Consider the following 18,253-nt stretch of genomic DNA (forward strand, 5'->3'; position numbering starts at 1 on the left):
GCGCGGGGCATCGCGCGGCCGGTGGTGGACCGGGCGTACGAGGCCATCGGGTTGCTGGCCCCGTGAAGGGGGCGGGGTGGGGGGCCCCCCCGGGGGGGGGGGGGGCCCCCCCTGCCCGTCCAGCCGCGGAGCGGGGGCCTCAGCCCGCCGCGACCGCACCCCTTCCGGACGCCTTGCCGAGGGCCACGGGCCAGTGGGCCAGCGCGGCGGTGGCCCCGTACCAGGCCAGCAGCCCGGCCACGGCCGCGACCCAGCCGCCCGCCTTGGCCAGGCTCGCGCTGCCCGCGAAGGAGGCTATCGCCAGGAGCAGGAGGGAGAGGGTGAGCAGGCCGTAGACGCCCTGCCCGAACAGCCCGCTCGCGGCGGCGAGCGCGAGGGTCAGCGCGAGCATCGCGAAGAGGACCAGAAACGTTCCGGCCGCCTCGTCGGACACCGCGGAGCCCGCGCCCTTGGCCCAGGTGAACCAGAAGACGCCCAGGCCCGCGAAGGCGGTGCCGTTGAACCCGTTGCCGCCCCGGTACTCCAGGAGGCCGAGGAGGAAGAGGGCCGCGCCGCCGACGTACATCGCGAGCGACACGGAGTTGGCAGCGGTGACACCGGAGAGGACTCCGGTGTGGCCGGTACCGAACGCGAGAAGGGTGAGACCCAGGGCGATGTTCCCCAGGGTCGAGGTCGAGGCCGTGCTTCCCGCAGAGACACCATTGTCCACGGCGGGCTCCCTTCGATCTGCAGTTGTTGCTGCGTCCCAGCAGCACTTATCTACCCTTTACACGGGTTCACAACCGCACAACCGGAATACACGGGGTCACGGAATGACAACGACCGGTCGCTGTGCGCGCTTGGCCAGACGGCCCGCGACCGAGCCGAAGATCCGGCCGACGATGCCGTGGGTGGACCCCACCACGATCGCGTCCGCCGAGTACTCCCGGCCGACCTCCTCCAGCTCGTGGCAGATGTCCCCGCCCCGCTCGACGAGGATCCACGGCACCTCCGTGAGGTAGTCCGCGCAGGCGAGCTCCAGGCCCAGCACCTCGGTGCGGTGGTCCGGCACGTCCACGAACACCGGCGGCTCGCAGCCGGCCCAGACCGTGGTGGGAAGCCGGTTCGCGACGTGCACGATGATCAGGCCGGAGCCGGAGCGCCGGGCCATGCCGATCGCGTAGGCGAGGGCGCGCTCACTGGACGTGGAGCCGTCGAAGCCCACCACCACTCCGTGCCGGAAGGCCGGGTCGCAGGGCAGGCGTGTCTGTTCCACCGCGCGCAGGTCGCTCGAAACGGAATCGGCGATGTGGTGCTTGCGCTTGCGGTCCGCGGGTTCGAAGAATTCGTGACCGGCCATGGATGTCTCGGCGAAAAGTCCTCGGGGGAAGCGACAGGGGCGGTTTCGGCGACTCGGGCTTTCTGACGACGAGGCGGGCGTTTTGGCGACGCTGTGTGACGGAGCTCTGTCCTGGAAGCATCTTTCCAAGCCCTTACCCACCAGGGTACGGCGACACTCCCGTCCTGCACAGGGCATGCCGCCCTTGGAGAGCGTCCAAGGGAGCATGCCGGAGCGGAGCCACCTTGGCAATGGCCGCTGGCCCCTACAGCCAGTGACGGAAGGCCCTCGCGCCACCCGTGCGCGCAGTGACCGGGACCCGCGCGCGGGCGTTGGACAGGCGTCCGACCGTCCAGGAAGAGCCCGCAGGGAGTACGCCGTGCCCGGCCATCCGGTTCACCCCGTCCAGCCCGACCAGCCCGCTCAGCCGGCACGGTCGGCCCCACCGGCCCACCCCCCGGCCCGCTCCCATCTTCACCCGTCCGTGCGGTCCCCCTCGGGCGGGCCGCATGACGACCCCGCGGGTGACGTGGTGCGCTGGGCCGTCTTCAGCTGCCTGCTCGTCCCCGTCGTCCTGGTGGTCTACGGGACCTCGTACGGCGGGGCCGCCGTGGCGACCCTGGGGCTGGCCGCCGTCACGGCCGCCTGCCGGGTGCTGCTGCGGCACTCGGAGAAGGCCGGACGGTCCGCCGCCCGGCTCCTGTCGGAGGATCCGGTTCCGCACGGGCACCGCGGCCGGCACTCCCGCAGCGGGTCCGGTGCGCACCGCGGATGCCACGGCTCGCCGGGCCCCTCCCCTCACGACTGACCGATTCGCACGTACACACCCGGTTGTTTTCGGCCAACTTCCGGACTGAGCGCTTCCCTTGCCGGAATGTCCCCCCAACCCCCCCACCACCAGGGACGACAGAGCGAAGGGGGCGAAAACACCCCATGGGTACTGGCCACGACCGGATCGCGAGGTTCCCGTACGGGTAGCGGAGTGGAACGGATCCTGATCGAATGCTTTTCGCCAAGTTGCCAAGTCGACATAGCGGTGCGTGCTGAACTTGTCACGCCGACACCACGGGACGCAGTAGATTCGATCATGTATTTACGGCGGGGGATCCACGTGCAAGGCCGAGGGGAAACGTGCAGGTGCGACCAGACCAAGGAGTCGCGACACCCAAGGGGGGCTTAGCGCCATGAGCCAGGATTCCACCGCAGTCATCGCCGACGCGGGCAGGAAGCTCGCGGGGCGTCGCCGCAGAGAGATCGTCGCCGTGCTGCTGTTCAGCGGCGGCCCGATCTTCGAGAGTTCCATTCCGCTGTCCGTCTTCGGCATCGACCGCCAGGACGCCGGAGTGCCGCGCTACCGACTGCTCGTGTGCGCCGGGGAGGACGGTCCGCTGCGGACCACCGGCGGACTCGAACTGAGCGCGCCGTACGGGCTGGAGGCCATCGCCCGCGCGGGCACGGTCGTCGTCCCGGCCTGGCGCTCCATCACCTCCCCGCCGCCGCCGGAGGCGCTCGACGCCCTGCGGCTGGCGCACGAGGAGGGCGCCCGGATCGTCGGCCTGTGCACGGGTGCGTTCGTGCTCGCCGCCGCCGGTCTGCTGGACGGCCGGCCCGCGACGACGCACTGGATGTACGCGCCGACGCTGGCCAAGCGCTACCCGTCCGTGCACGTCGACCCGCGCGAGCTGTTCGTCGACGACGGCGACGTGCTGACGTCCGCCGGCACCGCGGCCGGAATCGACCTGTGCCTGCACATCGTGCGCACGGACCACGGCAGCGAGGCGGCCGGGGCCCTGGCCCGCCGGCTCGTCGTCCCGCCGCGCCGCACCGGTGGCCAGGAGCGCTACCTCGACCGGTCGCTGCCCGAGGAGATCGGCGCCGACCCGCTCGCCGAGGTCGTCGCCTGGGCGCTGGAGCACCTGCACGAGCAGTTCGACGTGGAGACGCTGGCCGCCCGCGCCTACATGAGCCGGCGCACCTTCGACCGGCGGTTCCGCTCGCTCACCGGCAGCGCGCCGCTCCAGTGGCTGATCACCCAGCGGGTGCTCCAGGCGCAGCGGCTGCTGGAGACCTCCGACTACTCGGTCGACGAGGTCGCCGGACGCTGCGGCTTCCGGTCCCCGGTCGCCCTGCGCGGCCACTTCCGCCGGCAGCTGGGCTCCTCCCCGGCCGCCTACCGCTCCGCCTACCGGGCGCGTCGGCCGCAGGCCGACGTCTCCCCGGTCTCGGAGATGTCGGGGGCCCCGCTGCCGCACCAGCGCACCCCGCAGCCCCAGCGGGCCGCGGCGGCCCTGGCCGCCTCCGGTCCGAGCGTGACGGAGCTGTACGCCCCGGGCCGGGTGCTGCGCGAACACGCGTAGCCGCGGAACCGGACGACGCATGACGAAGGCCCCCCGCATCGGCCGGACACCACGGCGGGGGGCCTTCGGCATAAGGTGGGGCGCATGAACGACCGCATGGTGTGGATCGACTGCGAGATGACCGGGCTCTCGTTGACGGACGACGCACTTATCGAGGTGGCCGCGCTGGTCACCGACTCGGAGCTCAACGTGCTCGGCGAAGGGGTGGACATCGTGATCCGCCCGCCGGACGCGGCCCTGGAGAACATGCCGGACGTGGTGCGCGAGATGCACACCGCCTCCGGTCTGCTCGACGAGCTGGCCGGCGGCACGACCCTGGCCGACGCGGAGGCGCAGGTCCTGGCGTACGTCCGCGAGCACGTCAAGGAGCCGCGCAAGGCTCCGCTGTGCGGGAACTCCGTCGGCACCGACCGCGGCTTCCTGTCGCGCGACATGCCGGCGCTGGAGGCCCACCTGCACTACCGGATCGTCGACGTGTCCTCGGTCAAGGAGCTGGCGCGCCGCTGGTACCCGCGGGCGTACTTCAACAGCCCTCCGAAGAACGGCAACCACCGGGCGCTCGCGGACATCAAGGAGTCCATCGCCGAGCTGCGGTACTACCGCGAGGCGATCTTCGTGCCGCAGCCCGGGCCGGACTCGGACACGGCCAAGGCCATCGCCGCCAAGCACGTCGTCACCGGCGAGTAGGACCGCCCGGGACACCGCGGGAGGGGGTGCGGGAGAAGGGGGGAGCGAGCACCCTCCCGGACCCTGTACCCTTTTCTTCGGCCGGTCGTTCCGCGACCGGACATGGTGGGTGTAGCTCAGTTGGTAGAGCACCTGGTTGTGGTCCAGGTGGCCGCGGGTTCGAGTCCCGTCACTCACCCTGTGGGAAGGCCCCGGTTCGCGCGAGCGAGCCGGGGCCTTCCGCGTGTCCGGGGCCGGCTAGGTCAGGGTGCGGACCTCGGAGAGGATCTCGGCCAGCTCCTCCCCCGTCGTGACCGGGGTGATCTCGACCTCGGCGTGGAAGCGGTCGAACAGGTCCCAGGTCAGCAGCGGCACCTGGGCGCTGTCCTGGAGGTCGAAGACGATCCAGCAGGAGCGCACGCCCTCGTGGAGGCCGAAATAGGCGGCCTCCGGCCGGACCCTCTCCATGAACTTCCTCATGGCCTGGACCAGGGCCCCGGTCTTGATGGCCTCGTTGCCGGCGGCCGTGTCCAGGTGGGCCCTGAGCATGACTCTCATCCGTGCCTCCCTCCGTCACCCCCACCCTCCGCACGGGCCGGGGGCGCGGCAACATCTGCGCCCCCGTCCGTGCGGGCCCGCGGGTCAGGAGGAGGGGCGGGCCGTCTGGATGTGGAAGTTGAAGTCCGCGTGGCCCAGGGCGTTCATCAGGCGCAGCCACACCGGCAGGAGCATCTCCGTGCCGCGGGCGGTCTCGATGCCGCCGAGGTCGATGATCGACCGGTCCGGCCAGCCGAAGGAGCTCAGCAGGCCGTGGACGGCCTTCTTCGCGTCGGCGTCGTCCCCGGAGAGGAAGACGGTGTGGTCGCCGGGGACGCGGGCCGGGTCGACCATGATCTGGCAGTTCATGGTGTTGAGGGTCTTGACCACCCTCAGCCGGGGGAAGGTCCGCTGGATCAGCTCGCCGAGGCTGTCGTCGTCGACGGGGTCCAGGCGGGGCGGGAAGCCGTGGGAGAAGTCCAGCGGGTTCGCGATGTCGATGAGTACCTTGCCGTCGAGGTGGGCGGCGTCGGCCTCGTTCAGCGCCTCGACGCTGACCCGTCCGCCGGTGGCGTTGACCAGGGTCTCCCCGTGCCGCGCGGCCTCCGGGAAGGCGGCGAGGCCGATCGACGGGTGGGCCTCCTGCCATGCGGCGTACTCCGCCCGGTCGAGGGTGGAGCGCGGGTCGCGGGTGCCGATGACCACCTCGTGGCCCAGGGAGGCGAGGCGGGCGGCCACCGTACGGCCGACGACGCCGGTGCCGAGAACTGCGTAACGCATGCGGATGTCCTTTTCCAGAAGGTGTGACACGGGCCGTGCGCGGGATGCGGCCGGGCGGTGCGGCCGGTGCTCACCGGCCCCCAACTGGCCGGGAACGTACGCTATTCCACGCACCGGGCCCCCGGCCCGTGCCTCACCCGGCCGGGTCGGTCCGTTCGCCGCGTCGCCGGCCGCGTGCGCGGCGGGCGCGACGGCCGCCCGGGCGGCGGCCGCCGCGCCGGGCACGGTCGTCCAGGGCGAGCCACACCCGCACCTCGGTCCCCCCGAGCACCGAGCGCCCCAGCCGTACGTCACCGCCGGTGGATTCGGCGACGCGGCGCACGATGTCCAGGCCGAGCCCGGTGGAGCCGTCGCGGGCGCCGTCGTTGCCGCGCCGCAGGGCCGCGTCCGGGTCGGCGATGCCGGGGCCCGCGTCGGAGACCAGGACGATGACGGCGTCCCCCGCGTCGTGGACGTCGACCGCGAAGGGGGTGGCCTCGGGGGTGTGCCGGAAGACGTTGCCGAGCAGGGCGTCCAGGGCGGCCGCGAGCTCGGGCCGGGCCACCGGGACTCGTACGGTGCGGTCCACGCCCGCCAGCCGCACCTCGCGGCCCTCGTCCTCGGCGAGCGCGGACCAGAAGGCCATCCGGTCGCGGATCACCTCCGAGGCGTCGCACCCCGCCGTGGCCGCCGCGGCGGGCGGGCGCTGTTCGCGGGCGGTGCGGATGATCGTGTCGACCTCGCGCTCCAGCTGCTCGACGGCCGCCCGGGTGTGTTCGGCTGCGGGACCGTCGCCGAGCGAGGCCGCGTTGAGCCGCAGCACGGTCAGCGGGGTGCGCAGCCGGTGGGAGAGGTCGGCGGCGAGCTCCCGCTCGTTGGCGAGGAGTTCGACGACCTGGTCGGCCATCGAGTTGAACGCGACGGCCGCCGACCGGAGCTCCTTCGGGCCGTCCTCGGGCACCCGGGCCCCGAGCCGCCCCTCCCCCAGCTGGTGGGCGGCGTCCGCGAGCCGTTCGGCCGGGCGGACCAGGCGGGCGCCGAGCCGGTCGGCGACCGCCACCGAGCCGACGACCAGGGCGAGGCCGACGCCGGCGAGGACCAGCCAGGCGGTGGCGACCCCGTTGCTGACCTCGCTCTCCGGTACGTAGATCTCGATGACGGCGATGTCCCCGGAGCCGAGGGCGATGGGCTGGAGCAGCGCCGAGCCCCCGCCGGCGGCCTCGGCGGTGGTGGCCCGTCCCATGGAGCGGGTCTCGGCCACCGCGTGCGCGCCCGCCCAGCCCTCGCCGATGTCCACGGGGGCGGCGCCGCCGATGGCGGGGACGTGGACGGCCATCCGCCGGGCGGCGCCCATCTCGGTGGACTCGACGGCCTTGCGCAGCTGCACGGGGTCGGTGGTGATGGACAGGGTCGGCCCCATGGTGGCGGCCTGCCGCTCGGCGTTGGAGAAGGCCCGGTCGCTGGCCATCTCCTGCACCACCAGCCCCAGGGGCACCGCGAAGGCCACGACCACCATGGTGGTCACGGCGAGGCAGACCTTGACCAGCGCCCATCTCACAGCGGCGGCTCCAGCTTCACCCCGACGCCCCTCAGGGTGTGCAGGTAGCGGGGCCGGGCGGCGGTCTCGCCGAGTTTGCGGCGCAGCCACGACAGGTGCACGTCGATGGTCTGGTCGTCCCCGTACGACTGCTGCCAGACCTCCGCGAGCAGTTCGCGCCGGGCCACGACCACCCCGGGCCGTCCGGCGAGGAAGGCCAGCAGGTCGAACTCCCGCCTGGTCAGGTCGAGTACGGCCCCGTCCAGTTCGGCCTGACGGCGCAGCGGGTCGATGGCGAGGCCGCCGACGCGCAGCACGCGCGGGGGCGGTTCGGCCGCGGCGGCCTGCGAGCGGCGCAGGACGGCGGCCATCCGGGCGGAGAGGTGCTCCACCGAGAACGGCTTGGTGAGGTAGTCGTCGGCGCCGTCGTTGAGCAGCCGGACGATCTCGGCCTCGTCGTCGCGGGCGGTGGCGATGATGACCGGTACGTCGGTGATGCCGCGCAGCATCTTCAGGGCTTCGGAGCCGTCGAGGTCGGGCAGCCCGAGATCGAGGATGACCACGTCGAAGCGGTGGTGGGCGACCTCGCGCAGGGCCTCCAGGGCCGTGCCGACGCTCCGTACGGTGTGGGAGGCCTCGGTCAGGTGCCGGATCAGGGCGGAACGTACGAACTGGTCGTCCTCGACCACGAGCACACTAGCCATGGGCGCACGGTAGTCCATTCGGGCGACCCCGGGAGGTGCGGGGACGGGCTTGTGACGTGTGGTGCAGTATGTGCCCTGATGCGCAGAGGACTTGTACATGCCATGGCCTGGGTGGTGGCCACCGCGGCCGCCGTGACCCTGTCGTGGTGGGGTGTGCACACCGTCATGTCCGGGACGGCGTACGATCCTCCGCTCGCGGTCCCGCTGGCGACCCGGCCGCTGTCCTCCTCGACGCGGGGCGCGGAGCCGCCTCCCCCGCCCGGTCCGTCCGCGTCGCCCCCGTCCCCGGCGCCGTCCTCACCGTCCGCGCCGGGGGCCTCGTCGGTGCCGTCCTCCTCCGCGCCCGCGCCGCCGGCGCCCGCGAGGTCGAAGCCCGCGCCGCCGTCCGGGCAGCAGCGCCAGAACCAGGGGGGTGCCCCGGGCGAGGTGAAGGGGTACTCGGTCTCGGGCGGGCGGGTCGTCTTCGACCTCGGCGCCTCCTCGGCCGCGCTGGTGTCGGCGACCCCGGAGGCGGGGTGGCGGGTGCAGGTGTGGAAGCAGGACTTCTGGATCCGGGTGACCTTCACCCGTGACGGCCGCGAGGTGTCGGTGTTCTGCACCTGGCACGACCACCCTCCGACGGTGGAGACCGTCGACCCGTAGGCGCGGTCCCGCTCCCCCCGGCCGTTCCTACCGGAACACCGAGGCCGGGGGCTGCGGCGAGGCCGTCGCCGAGGCGTCGCGGACCGGGAGCGCGCCGCCGGTGAAGTCCGCCAGGGCCCGGCCGTGCTCCACCCGGCCCGGGTGCGGGTCGCTCGCCACCCGGCGGGTGAACTCGGCCACCGGAAGCTCCTGGTCGGAGGCCACGAGCACCGCGTTGCCGAAACGTTTCCCCCGCCAGACGACGGGATCCGCGGCCAGCGCCAGCCGCTCGAACCGGGAGGCGGCCGTGGCGACCTGGCCGCGCAGGTGCGCCAGCGGCGGCCCGTCCGCGAGGTTGGCGGCGTACCACCCGGTGGGCGACAGCGCCCGGCGCACGTCGTCCAGGAACTCGGCGCTGGTCAGGTGCGCCGGGGTGCGCGCCCCGCTGAACACGTCCGCGATGACCAGGTCCGCCCAGCCGTCCGGCACCTTCGCCAGCCCCGCCCGCGCGTCCACCGCCCGGACCCGGACCCGCGCCTGGGGGTCCAGCGGCAGGTGCTCCCGTACGAAGGCCACCAGGGCCGCGTCGATCTCCACCACCTGCTGCGCGGAACGGGGGCGCGCGGCGGCGGTGTAGCGGGCCAGGGTGAGGGCGCCGCCGCCCAGGTGCACCACGTTCAGGGGCTGCCGTGCGGGGGCGATGAGGTCGATCAGGTGGCCGATGCGGCGCTGGTAGGCGAAGTCCAGGTGGCCGGGGTCGTCCAGGTCCACGTGGGACTGCGGGGCCCCGTCGACCAGCAGGGTCCAGGCGCGGGCGCGCTCGCGGTCCGGGACCAGCTCGGCCAGGCCGCCGCCCACCTGCCCGGCGACCGGCTCGGCGGCGCCCCGCCGGCCGGCATCGCGGTTCCTGCCCTTGTCCCTGCCCGTACCCTTGCCTGCCACGCCCCCATTATCGCTGGCCAGAGCATCACCGACAGTTGTCGGCCGCCTCGATCAGCCGGGCCGCCTCGCCGAGCGCCGCCCGCAGCACCTCCGGGTCGGTCACCGGCCCCACCGCCTCGGGCGGCAGCAGCCAGCCCGTACCCCCTGCCGTGGGCGCGGCGGCCAGGTCGCCGAAGCGCATCCCGCGCCCGCTGGTCTGGGTGCAGGCACTGCCGGGCAGGTCCCAGGCGTCGGCCGTCCCCGGCGGGACCAGGAAGCCGAGGGTGTCGCCCGAGCCGTCGTGCAGCACGGGACCGACCGCGGGCACCGCCTGCCCGGCACCCCGGCGGATGATGTCCACGGCCTCCAGGCCCTGCCGTACGGACACGGTCACCAGGTCCGGGGCGGGGGCCCCCGGAACCTGCGCGGTGAACGGGATCGCGCCGGCACCGGGCGCGGTGTTCGTACCAATGCTGTCCATGCCGGCCTCCACCAAGGGGAACCCCTCCTCGATCCGTATCCGCATGGGTTCAACGCGGCGAAGCGTCAACAGGTGCGGCGGCAAGACGCCGCAAAGGATGGCAGTTCATGGCGGATCGCGGGTGAGATATCCGTTTTGTAGCCAAACACCGCGTGGGAGCCCACTCGTCGGCGGTACCTTCATGCGCGCCGGAGCGCCTGACTCCGGGGCGGGCTTGTCCAGAGAGGCAGCGTCCATGGCGGCGTCATCCCACTCACCCAACTCCAGCTTCCGGCGGCTGCGCGGAACACACTCCCCTGCCGAGTTCGCGGCCATGGTCCGCCGGGCCGCACGGGAGATCGGCGAAACGGTTTCCTGCGACGCCCGCTACATCGGACGCGTGGAATCGGGCGAGATCCGCTGCCCCAACTACGCCTACGAACGCGTCTTCCTCCACATGTTCCCCGGCCGCACCCTGGCCGACCTGGGCTTCTCACCCCGCGAAGCCGTCCGCGGGCGGGCCGCCCAGCGCGCCCTGCCCACTCCTCCCGCCTTCACCCACCTCATCCACCGTTCCAAGGAGAGCGACGTGCAGCGCCGCGCCTTCATGGCGGGCGGCTCCGCGACCGTGGCGGCCGCGACGCTCGGCCTCACCCTGCTCGGCGACAGCCGCCGGATCCCCTCCCGCGCCGGCGAGGCCGAGGCCGCCGCCGTCGAGGACGCCGTACGCCAGATCCGGCTGCTGGACGACCGGCACGGCGCCGACGCCCTCTACCGGCGGGCCGCGCAGCCCCTGCGCACCGCCTACGCCCTCCTCGACGCGGGGGCCACCCGGCAGTCCACCGAGGACCGGCTGCACGCGGGGGCCGGGGAGCTGGCCGTCTCGGTGGGCTGGCTGGCCCACGACTCGGGCCGTTTCGAGGACGCCCGCTCGCACTACGCCGAAGCCCTGGCCACCGCCCGGGTGGCGGGGGACGCGGGCCTGGAGGCGCACGCCTTCAGCAACATGGCCTTCCTCGCCCGGGACCGCGGCCGCCCCCGGGAATCGGTACGGGCCGCCCAGGCGGGACGGCGGGCGGCGCGCTCACTCGGCTCCCCCCGGCTGCTGTCGCTGCTGTCGCTGCGGGAGGCGGGCGGCTGGTCGGGACTGGGGGACCGCAGGGCCTGCGAGGAGGCGCTGACCCGCGCGCACACCGAGTTCGCCCGGGGGGCCCGCGCCGCGGACCCGGAGTGGATGTCCTTCTTCGGCGAGGCCGAACTGGAGTCCCTGGAGTCCCGCTGCTGGGCGGCGCTCGGGGAGCACGCCCGCGCGGCCCGGCACGCCCGCCGCGCGGCCGACCTCCAGGATCCGCACTTCGCCCGGAACGTGGCCCTCTACACCGCGGAGCTCGCCGACGACCTGGCCCGCGCCGGGGCACCGGACGAGGCCGCCTGGGCGGGCGGGCGGGTCCTGGACCTGCTGGCGGGGGTCCAGTCGACCCGGATCCGCTCCATGCTGGCGGGCACCGCCCGCATCCTGGTCCCGCACCAGCGCTCCCCGCGCGTCGGCGCCTTCCTGACCCGGCACGCCCAGGTGTAGGGCGTGGCGCCGAAGTCCCGTCCGCCGCGCGGCGGCCGGGACGGCACGCCCGGGGCCCCGCCCCGGCTACCCCTCCAGGTGCCCGGTGTCGTTCCAGCGCTCCAGCGCCGGCGCCCCGTACGCCCAGCCCAGCACCGACAGGGAGGTCGGGTCCAGCCGGATGCGGGCGCCGAAGGAGGCGTCGAAGCCGAGCCAGCGGGCGGCGAGGGTGCGCAGGACGTGCCCGTGCGCGAAGACCAGGACGTCCCGCTCGGCGGAGCGGGCCCAGGCCACCACCTCGTCCGCGCGGGCCGCCACGTCGGCGACGGACTCCCCGCCGGGAACCCCGTCGCGCCAGATCAGCCAGCCCGGCCGGACCGCCTGGATCTCGGCCGGGGTCATCCCCTCGTAGTCGCCGTAGTCCCACTCCATGAGGGTGTCCCAGGGGTCCGCCTGTGCCCCGAACCCGGCGAGGTCGCAGCTCTCGCTCGCGCGCACCAGCGGACTGGTGCGCACCTCCAGCCCCCGGAGCGAGGCCCAGGGCTCGCCGGCGAGCCGCTCGCCCAGCCGCTTCGCCCCCTGCCTGCCCTCCTCCAGCAGGGGCACGTCCGTGCGTCCGGTGTGCTTGCCGAGCAGGGACCATGCCGTCTGGCCGTGGCGGGCCAGCAGGATGCGGGGGGCCATCTGTGTTTCTCCCGGTCCGTGGTGGTTCGCCCAGGGATGCGCGAATCCGTCGTCCGTCCATCATCCATGACGTGAACACGGGGCAACTCCGGCCGCCCGTCGAGCGTCTTACACCGTATGACCACACGGCAGCGGCCCTTACGGTGGCGGGTGGAGCTGCTGCTCCTGGTGCTCGTCTACGGCGCGTACTCCTGCGGGAGGCTCCTCGTCAGGGGCGACACGGACCTCGCCGTCGGGAACGGGCTGGCGATCCTGCGGATCGAGGAGGTCCTCGGGCTCGACGTCGAGCGGCCGCTGAATCGTCTCTTCTCCCGGGAGGGCGCGCTCGGCATACCCGCCGACTTCGTCTACGCCTCCCTGCACTACCTGGTCACGCCGGCCGTGCTGCTGTGGCTCTACCACCGGCGGGCCGCGCACTACCGGGCCGCGCGGGGCTGGCTGGTGGCCTCCACGCTGCTCGGGCTGGTCGGGTTCAGCCTGCTGCCCACCTGCCCGCCGCGGCTGCTGGCCGCCCCGTACGGCTTCACGGACACGATGGCCCGCTTCAGCTCGTACGGCTGGTGGGGCGCCGAGGCCAGTGCCCCGCGCGGGCTGGGGACGCTGACCAACCAGTACGCCGCCATGCCGAGCCTGCACGTGGGCTGGGCGCTGTGGTGCGGGATCATGCTGTGGCGGCACGCGCGGCGGCCGCTGGTGCGGGCCCTGGGCCTGGCGTATCCGGCCCTGACGGCGGTGGTGGTCATGGGCACGGCGAACCACTACCTCCTCGACGCCCTCGCCGGGGCCGCCGTGATGGGCGCCGGCCGGCTCCTCGCCCGCGCGCTGGGGCCGGGCGGGGACCGGCCGGGACGGCGGGAACCGATCCGTTTCAGCCGTAAGTCCACGATTGTCAGCGGCGGATGGGACACTTCCGCCCGTGAGCTCCTACCCGCCCAGCAGCCCGCCCCAGACGACGACACTGCGGCAGCGGCTCGCTGACCTGCGCGGCCCCGCCGTACCGCCCCGTCCGCTCGACGCCCGGGCGCTCGCCGCGCTCGCCGCGAACCCGGGCTGCGGCAGACGGGCCGTCCTCGACGGTGCCGGAGTGGACAAGACCGCCCTCGCCGCGGCCCTCGGCGCACCGGCCGCTTTCGGCCAGTCGCAGTTCGCGATCATCCGCGGGAACTCCTTCGAGGCCAAGGTCAAGGGCGACGGCGGGGCCGAGCTGCTGCGCCTGGCGCACGCCCGCCTCGGCGCCGGGGCCGAGCCGCCCGGGCCGGACGCCCGGGTGCCCGACCTCACCGCCGCCGGACCGGAGGGCCGGGCCGCCCGCACGGCGCTGGCCCTGCGGGAGGCCACCGCCGCACGGACGTGGACGCTGCTGGACCATCCGATGCTGGCCCTGGAGGTGGCGGGCACCCCCGCCTACCTGGAGCCGGACGCCGTGGTGGTGCATCCGGACGGCCGCTGGAGCGTGGTCGAGATCAAGTCGTTCCCGATGATCGACGGGGCCGCCGACGCGGCGAAGGTGGGGGCCGCCGCGCGGCAGGCCGCCGTGTACGTGCTGGCCCTGGAGCAGACCGCGGCGAAGCTCTCCGGGGCCTCCGTCGACCACCGGATCCTGCTGGTCTGCCCCAAGGACTTCTCCAACCTGCCCGCCGCCGAAGCCGTCGACGTCCGCCGCGAGCACGCGGTCACCCGCCGCCGGCTGGAGCGGCTGACCCGCATCGAAGACCTGACGGCGGGCCTGCCCGAGGGGCTCTGCTTCGACCCGGCCCGCCCCGCCGAGGAGCTGACCGAGGCCGTCTCCGCCGTGTCCGCCGCCTACGCCCCCGAGTGCCTGGCCGCCTGCGAGCTGGCCTTCCACTGCCGCGAGCGCTCCCGCGCCGCCGGGGACCCCGCCGCGCTCGGCCGGTCGGTACGCGCAGAGCTGGGCGGTCTGGCCACCGTGGACGAGGCCCTCGCGGCGGCCGGCGGCGCCGGCCCCGAAGGCGACCCCACGGCGGACGCGCTGCGCCAGGCGGCCCGGCTGCGCGCCGAGGCGCTGGAGCTCGCCGCCGCCCGACCCCCGCACCAGGCCCCGGAGAGCCCCGCATGCCCCTGCTGAGCACCCTCGCCCGGCTGGAGGCGGTCCGCGCGGGCCGCGCCCGGCCGCTGGCGACCGTACGCCACCGCCACCTGAGCGCGGAGCCGCTGGTCTTCGTGCCGCTGACCACCGCCGGTGAGGCCGGCGCGCCGCTCGGCGCCATGGTGGGGACCGACCGGCACGAGCCGACGGTCCTCGTCATACCGCAGCCCCGGGACCGGGACCTGCGCTGGGGCTTCCTGGGCGACCTGGCGCAGCGGATGATGCCGTACATCGAGGCCTACACGGAGGTCGTCGAGCCGGCCGAGCGCACCGAGACCGACCCGGAGACGGGCCGCAGGACCAAGGTCGAGGCCGAGCTGTGCACGGACGCGCCGCAGATCGTCGTCCCGAGCCGGGCGGGCATCGAGTACGTGCGGCTGCTGGGCCGGTCCATGCGGTTCCGGCGGACCGCCGAGGAGGACCCGGAGAACCCCTACCCGGTACCCGCCCAGATCCCGCTGCTGGGCCGGTGGTTCACCCACCTCGCCGAACGCTCCCGGGTGCCGGGCTCCTCGATGCTGGTGTCCGCCACCGACCTGCTCTCGCGGCACTGGGCGACCGGCCAGAGCAACCTGGAGGACCAGCACCTGGGCGCGCTGCTGGGCTGGATCGCCCCGCCCGAGGGGGTCTCGGGCGCCGAGTGGGCGCTGCGGGTGGAGCTCGAACGGGACAAGGACGGCCAGCTGCTGTTCCCGCCCGCCGGCCCGGCCACCGACCCGGCCTTCGACAACAGGCTGCTGGCGCCGGCGATCGGCAGGTTCGACGCGGCCCGCGCGGCGGGGGAACCCCGTGACGGGGACGCCGCGCGGGCGGCCGAGCGGGCGATCCGGCGGCTGGTCGTGGACCAGATGCAGAGCGCGTGGTGGCAGACCTGGGAGGCGATCGACCTGCTGCGGGCCCTGCCGCCCGGGGAGCGGACCGAGGAGCGCTGGACCCGCGACCGCTGGTCCTTCACCGGCCACCGCGACCGGGTCCGTGCCGGCGAGCCGCCGCAGCCGCGCCGTGACGACGCGGTGACGGCGGCGCAGAAGCTGGCCACCCGGGAGACCGAGCAGGTGCGGCTCGACGCTCAGGAGGCGCTGGACGACCCGCTGGTCATGGCGGGCCGGCGGTTCGCGGGCGAGGCCTTCGCCGGTGAGGTCACCGAGGTGGTGATGGAGTGGACGGAGGGCAAGCGGCCCCGGCCGCGCCCGCTGCTGAGAGTGGCCACCGAGGACCGGCCGCAGCTCGCCGACGCGGGCGGCGGCAAGGTGTTCCGCTCGCTGGACGGGCGCCAGCAGGCCTTCGAGTTCGTCCGCCGGGAGGAGGACGGCCAGCTGGTGCTGCGCGTCCTGGACAAGATGGGCGCGGGCCGCGAGCCGGTGGCCGGGTCGGTGCCGGAGAAGGGCGACCGGGTGTGCTGGACCCTGTTCGAGCATGATCCGCGCGGCGGCCCGAAGCTGCCCGACCCGGAGGACACCCCGTGGACGCACGGCGGTCCGCCGGGATCCGCGACCGCCCCCGCCCTGGACGCCGTGACCGAAGAGGACCTCCTGTGACCACCGCCTTCGACCCGGGCGCGGCCGCCGACCGGGCGACCGCCGCCATCCTCCGGGACACCCTGCACGGCACGGAGCGGGGCGTGGTCGTCGATTCCCCGCCCGGGGCCGGAAAGTCGACGCTCGTGGTGCGCGCTGCCCGGGAGCTGGCCGCCGCGGGGCGCCGGCTGATGGTGGTGGCGCAGACCAACGCGCAGGTCGACGACCTGGTGCTGCGGCTCGCCGCCAAGGATCCGGAGCTGAAGGTCGGCCGGCTGCACAGCAGTGACGCCGACGCCTACGATCCGGCGCTGCGGGAGCTGCCTTCGGTGACCCTGTCCGCGAAGCCGGCGGACCTGGCCGAGCTGCCCGTCACCATCTCGACGGCGGCGAAGTGGGCGTACGTGAAGGCGGAGCCCTGGGAGCACGCGATCGTCGACGAGGCCTACCAGATGCGCTCCGACGCGCTGCTGGCCGTGGCCGGGCTGTTCGAGCGGGCGCTGTTCGTGGGCGATCCGGGGCAGCTGGACCCGTTCAGCGTGGTCGGGGCGGAGCAGTGGGCCGGGCTGTCCTACGACCCCTCGGCCTCGGCGGTGAGCACCCTCCTCGCCCACAACCCCCGGCTGCCGCAGCACCGGCTGCCGGTGTCGTGGCGGCTGCCGGCGACGGCCGCGCCGCTGGTCTCGCGCGCCTTCTACCCGTACTCGCAGTTCCGCAGCGGTACCGGTCCGGGTGAGCGGAGGCTCGCGTACGGGGTGCGCTCGGACGGGTCGGGCCCGGACCGGGTGCTGGACGAGGCGGCCGAGGCCGGGTGGGGCCTGCTGGAGCTGCCCGCCCGGCACACCCCGCGCACGGATCCGGAGGCGGTGCGGGCGGTGGCGCTGGTGGTCCGCCGCGCCCTGGACCGCGGGGCGGTGACCTCGGACGAGCAGACCCCGGCCCCCACCCCGCTGACCCCGGCCCGCATCGCCGTGGGCACCGCCCACCGCGACCAGGCGGCGGCCGTGCGCTCGGCCCTGGCCTCCCTGGGCGTGGCGGGGGTGACGGTGGACACGGCGAACCGCCTCCAGGGCCGCGAGTACGACCTGACGGTGGTCCTCCACCCCCTGTCGGGGCGCCCCGACGCGACGGCCTTCCACCTGGAGACGGGCCGCCTGTGCGTCCTGGCCTCGCGCCACCGGCACGCCTGCGTCGTGGTGGCGCGCGCGGGCATAGCGGAACTCCTGGACGACCACCCGTCCATGGAGCCGGTCCAGCTGGGAACGACGATCAAGTTTCCGGACGGCTGGGAGGCCAACCACTCGGTCCTGTCCCACCTGTCCGAACACCGCATCAGCTGGCGCCCGTGAACCCGGTGGCGCGGTGCGGCCTCGGTGAGTGACATATCACGCACCGCCGGCTTCCCCGGATGACTCGTCGGCAACGAGACTCCACACCGCACATCACACCCGCACCGCAAGGGAGTTCACCTCGTGACCCGCCTGCACGTCATCTCCTCCGGCCACCGCCCCACCTCCGCCGGCCGCCCCCTCGCCCGGTGGGTGGCGGACCTCGCCCGCGAGCACGGCACCTTCGAGGTCACCCCGGTCGACCTCGCGCAGATCGCACTGCCGTTCCTGGACGAGCCGGAGTTCCCCTCCAGCGGCACCTACGCCCACCAGCACACCCGCGACTGGAGCGCGCTCGTCGACTCCGCCGACGCGTTCGTGTTCGTCCTGCCGATGTACAACGGCGGCTTCACCGCCCCGTTCAAGAACGCCGTCGACTTCCTCTACCGCGAGTGGCAGGGCAAGCCCGTCGGCATCGTCAGCTACAGCGCGGGCGGCACCGGCGGCGCCCCGGCCGCCGAGATGCTGCTGCCGGTGCTCACCCGGGTCGGCCTGGTGCCGGCCGCCCGCTCGGTGGCCGTCCCCGGCGTCCTCGGCCTGCTCGGCGCCGAGGGGTTCGAGGCCCCGGAGGGCCTGGCGGCCGAGGTGACGGGCGTCCTCGACGACATCGCGGCCCTGGTGAAGGAGCCCGCGACGACCTGAGGGCCGACCGCGCCCTTGCGCGGCATTGGACAATGGAGGGTGGCCCCGGAGAAACCCGTACGCGCAGGAGGACACGCATGGCAGAGCCCGAGCGGACCGAGCGGAGGCAGCGGCCCGCACCGCTGCTCTTCGAGCCCTCGGAGGCCGTCGCGGACCCGGAGCACTTCTTCGACCTGGAGTCGATCGAGGACCCCCGGGAACTGCTGGCCCGCGCGACCGAACTGACGCTGGCGTTCCGGGCCGCGCAGAACCGGGCGGAGGAGTTCCAGGCCCTGGCGGCGGCCCAGCTGGCCGACCCGCGCCGCTTCGACCGCCTCTCCGCGTCCGCGATCGCCGAGGCGGCGGAGTGGACCGAGGACTACGCCCGCCGCATGATCGAGTTCGGCCAGGACCTCCAGCGCGGCACTCCGACCGAGCCCTGACCCGGCGCCGGGGCCGGGTGCGGCGCGCACCATAGCGCAGCCGACCCCGCCCCGT

General features: G+C 74.4%; 20 protein-coding genes and 1 tRNA gene. 12 read left to right on the plus strand and 9 right to left on the minus strand.

Annotation, left to right across the window (positions count from 1 at the left end):
• Positions 1-139 precede the first annotated feature (139 nt).
• Positions 140-709: a GPR1/FUN34/YaaH family transporter gene (locus WDV06_RS08345; RefSeq protein ID WP_395508997.1), complete on the minus strand. Its 570-nt coding sequence runs from the start codon at positions 707-709 to the stop codon at positions 140-142.
• A 96-nt stretch (positions 710-805) separates the two neighbouring features.
• The gene (locus WDV06_RS08350; protein ID WP_395508998.1) at positions 806-1,339 is read right to left on the minus strand and encodes a universal stress protein; all 534 of its coding nucleotides are present in this window, start codon (positions 1,337-1,339) and stop codon (positions 806-808) included.
• 463 nt (positions 1,340-1,802) lie between these two features.
• Here WDV06_RS08350 and WDV06_RS08355 point away from each other — a divergent pair, with 463 nt between their 5' ends.
• The 4 genes from WDV06_RS08355 to WDV06_RS08370 all read left to right on the plus strand — a co-directional run bounded on the left by WDV06_RS08355 (position 1,803) and on the right by WDV06_RS08370 (position 4,540).
• Positions 1,803-2,126, plus strand: coding sequence for a hypothetical protein (locus WDV06_RS08355; protein WP_395508999.1), 324 nt, complete (start codon positions 1,803-1,805; stop codon positions 2,124-2,126).
• A gap of 376 nt (positions 2,127-2,502) precedes the next feature.
• Positions 2,503-3,675: a helix-turn-helix domain-containing protein gene (locus tag WDV06_RS08360; protein WP_395509000.1), complete on the plus strand. Its 1,173-nt coding sequence runs from the start codon at positions 2,503-2,505 to the stop codon at positions 3,673-3,675.
• An 84-nt stretch (positions 3,676-3,759) separates the two neighbouring features.
• Positions 3,760-4,362 carry an oligoribonuclease gene (gene orn / locus WDV06_RS08365; protein WP_395509001.1) on the plus strand — a complete coding sequence of 201 codons (603 nt, stop codon included), beginning with the start codon at positions 3,760-3,762 and terminating at the stop codon, positions 4,360-4,362.
• A gap of 105 nt (positions 4,363-4,467) precedes the next feature.
• Positions 4,468-4,540: transfer RNA gene (locus WDV06_RS08370), tRNA-His, on the plus strand.
• A gap of 59 nt (positions 4,541-4,599) precedes the next feature.
• Here the strand turns inward: WDV06_RS08370 and WDV06_RS08375 are convergent.
• The 4 genes from WDV06_RS08375 to WDV06_RS08390 all read right to left on the minus strand — a co-directional run bounded on the left by WDV06_RS08375 (position 4,600) and on the right by WDV06_RS08390 (position 7,878).
• Positions 4,600-4,899, minus strand: a complete 300-nt coding sequence (locus WDV06_RS08375) for a hypothetical protein (RefSeq protein ID WP_395509002.1) — start codon at positions 4,897-4,899, stop codon at positions 4,600-4,602.
• Positions 4,900-4,983: 84 nt separating this feature from the next.
• Positions 4,984-5,658 (minus strand): NADPH-dependent F420 reductase, encoded by a 675-nt coding sequence (locus WDV06_RS08380; protein WP_395509003.1) that lies wholly within the window; start codon positions 5,656-5,658, stop codon positions 4,984-4,986.
• 133 nt (positions 5,659-5,791) lie between these two features.
• Positions 5,792-7,195 carry a sensor histidine kinase gene (locus tag WDV06_RS08385; RefSeq protein ID WP_395509004.1) on the minus strand — a complete coding sequence of 468 codons (1,404 nt, stop codon included), beginning with the start codon at positions 7,193-7,195 and terminating at the stop codon, positions 5,792-5,794.
• A complete protein-coding gene (locus WDV06_RS08390) occupies positions 7,192-7,878 on the minus strand; it encodes a response regulator transcription factor (RefSeq protein ID WP_185117278.1) in 687 nt (228 codons plus the stop codon). The genes WDV06_RS08385 and WDV06_RS08390 overlap by 4 nt, the downstream gene beginning before the upstream one ends.
• Before the next feature lie 78 nt (positions 7,879-7,956).
• Between WDV06_RS08390 and WDV06_RS08395 the strand changes: the two genes are divergently transcribed.
• Entirely contained in the window at positions 7,957-8,520 is a 564-nt protein-coding gene (locus WDV06_RS08395; RefSeq protein WP_395509005.1) for a hypothetical protein, read from the plus strand.
• A 27-nt stretch (positions 8,521-8,547) separates the two neighbouring features.
• Here the strand turns inward: WDV06_RS08395 and WDV06_RS08400 are convergent, their stop codons facing one another.
• Both WDV06_RS08400 and WDV06_RS08405 read right to left on the minus strand, forming a co-directional pair.
• A complete protein-coding gene (locus WDV06_RS08400; protein ID WP_395509006.1) occupies positions 8,548-9,441 on the minus strand; it encodes a spermidine synthase in 894 nt (297 codons plus the stop codon).
• A 25-nt stretch (positions 9,442-9,466) separates the two neighbouring features.
• Positions 9,467-9,901: a hypothetical protein gene (locus WDV06_RS08405; protein WP_395509007.1), complete on the minus strand. Its 435-nt coding sequence runs from the start codon at positions 9,899-9,901 to the stop codon at positions 9,467-9,469.
• A gap of 235 nt (positions 9,902-10,136) precedes the next feature.
• On the opposite strand from WDV06_RS08405, the gene WDV06_RS08410 reads away from it, so the two are divergent.
• Complete coding sequence (locus tag WDV06_RS08410) at positions 10,137-11,459, plus strand: tetratricopeptide repeat protein (RefSeq protein WP_395509008.1); 1,323 nt, start codon at positions 10,137-10,139, stop codon at positions 11,457-11,459.
• A 66-nt stretch (positions 11,460-11,525) separates the two neighbouring features.
• Here the strand turns inward: WDV06_RS08410 and WDV06_RS08415 are convergent, their stop codons facing one another.
• On the minus strand, positions 11,526-12,122 hold the full coding sequence (locus WDV06_RS08415; protein WP_395509009.1) for a histidine phosphatase family protein: 597 nt from the start codon (positions 12,120-12,122) through the stop codon (positions 11,526-11,528).
• Between the two features lie 117 nt (positions 12,123-12,239).
• Here WDV06_RS08415 and WDV06_RS08420 point away from each other — a divergent pair, with 117 nt between their 5' ends.
• From WDV06_RS08420 to WDV06_RS08445, 6 genes are all read left to right on the plus strand, one after another.
• The gene (locus tag WDV06_RS08420) at positions 12,240-13,100 is read left to right on the plus strand and encodes a phosphatase PAP2 family protein (RefSeq protein WP_395509010.1); all 861 of its coding nucleotides are present in this window, start codon (positions 12,240-12,242) and stop codon (positions 13,098-13,100) included.
• Positions 13,039-14,208: a hypothetical protein gene (locus WDV06_RS08425; protein WP_395509011.1), complete on the plus strand. Its 1,170-nt coding sequence runs from the start codon at positions 13,039-13,041 to the stop codon at positions 14,206-14,208. The genes WDV06_RS08420 and WDV06_RS08425 overlap by 62 nt, the downstream gene beginning before the upstream one ends.
• A complete protein-coding gene (locus WDV06_RS08430; protein ID WP_395509012.1) occupies positions 14,196-15,767 on the plus strand; it encodes a hypothetical protein in 1,572 nt (523 codons plus the stop codon). The genes WDV06_RS08425 and WDV06_RS08430 overlap by 13 nt, the downstream gene beginning before the upstream one ends.
• Positions 15,764-17,095: an AAA domain-containing protein gene (locus WDV06_RS08435; protein WP_395509013.1), complete on the plus strand. Its 1,332-nt coding sequence runs from the start codon at positions 15,764-15,766 to the stop codon at positions 17,093-17,095. The genes WDV06_RS08430 and WDV06_RS08435 overlap by 4 nt, the downstream gene beginning before the upstream one ends.
• A 123-nt stretch (positions 17,096-17,218) precedes the next feature.
• A complete protein-coding gene (locus tag WDV06_RS08440) occupies positions 17,219-17,776 on the plus strand; it encodes an NADPH-dependent FMN reductase (protein ID WP_395509014.1) in 558 nt (185 codons plus the stop codon).
• A 77-nt stretch (positions 17,777-17,853) separates the two neighbouring features.
• Positions 17,854-18,198, plus strand: a complete 345-nt coding sequence (locus WDV06_RS08445) for a hypothetical protein (RefSeq protein WP_395509015.1) — start codon at positions 17,854-17,856, stop codon at positions 18,196-18,198.
• The last annotated feature ends 55 nt before the right edge of the window (positions 18,199-18,253 follow it).

The organism is Streptomyces racemochromogenes (assembly GCF_044129415.1).
Lineage (GTDB): Bacteria > Actinomycetota > Actinomycetes > Streptomycetales > Streptomycetaceae > Streptomyces > Streptomyces racemochromogenes_A.

Bases quoted from the DNA above. Each gene is read 5' to 3' on its own strand.
- WDV06_RS08350 (WP_395508998.1), bottom strand. From the start codon at position 1,339: ATGGCCGGTCACGAATTCTTCGAACCCGCGGACCGCAAGCGCAAGCAC.
- WDV06_RS08360 (WP_395509000.1), top strand. From the start codon at position 2,503: ATGAGCCAGGATTCCACCGCAGTCATCGCCGACGCGGGCAGGAAGCTC.
- orn (WP_395509001.1), top strand. From the start codon at position 3,760: ATGAACGACCGCATGGTGTGGATCGACTGCGAGATGACCGGGCTCTCG.
- WDV06_RS08375 (WP_395509002.1), bottom strand. From the start codon at position 4,899: ATGAGAGTCATGCTCAGGGCCCACCTGGACACGGCCGCCGGCAACGAG.
- WDV06_RS08380 (WP_395509003.1), bottom strand. From the start codon at position 5,658: ATGCGTTACGCAGTTCTCGGCACCGGCGTCGTCGGCCGTACGGTGGCC.
- WDV06_RS08390 (WP_185117278.1), bottom strand. From the start codon at position 7,878: ATGGCTAGTGTGCTCGTGGTCGAGGACGACCAGTTCGTACGTTCCGCC.
- WDV06_RS08395 (WP_395509005.1), top strand. From the start codon at position 7,957: ATGCGCAGAGGACTTGTACATGCCATGGCCTGGGTGGTGGCCACCGCG.
- WDV06_RS08405 (WP_395509007.1), bottom strand. From the start codon at position 9,901: ATGGACAGCATTGGTACGAACACCGCGCCCGGTGCCGGCGCGATCCCG.
- WDV06_RS08410 (WP_395509008.1), top strand. From the start codon at position 10,137: ATGGCGGCGTCATCCCACTCACCCAACTCCAGCTTCCGGCGGCTGCGC.
- WDV06_RS08415 (WP_395509009.1), bottom strand. From the start codon at position 12,122: ATGGCCCCCCGCATCCTGCTGGCCCGCCACGGCCAGACGGCATGGTCC.
- WDV06_RS08420 (WP_395509010.1), top strand. From the start codon at position 12,240: ATGACCACACGGCAGCGGCCCTTACGGTGGCGGGTGGAGCTGCTGCTC.
- WDV06_RS08430 (WP_395509012.1), top strand. From the start codon at position 14,196: ATGCCCCTGCTGAGCACCCTCGCCCGGCTGGAGGCGGTCCGCGCGGGC.
- WDV06_RS08445 (WP_395509015.1), top strand. From the start codon at position 17,854: ATGGCAGAGCCCGAGCGGACCGAGCGGAGGCAGCGGCCCGCACCGCTG.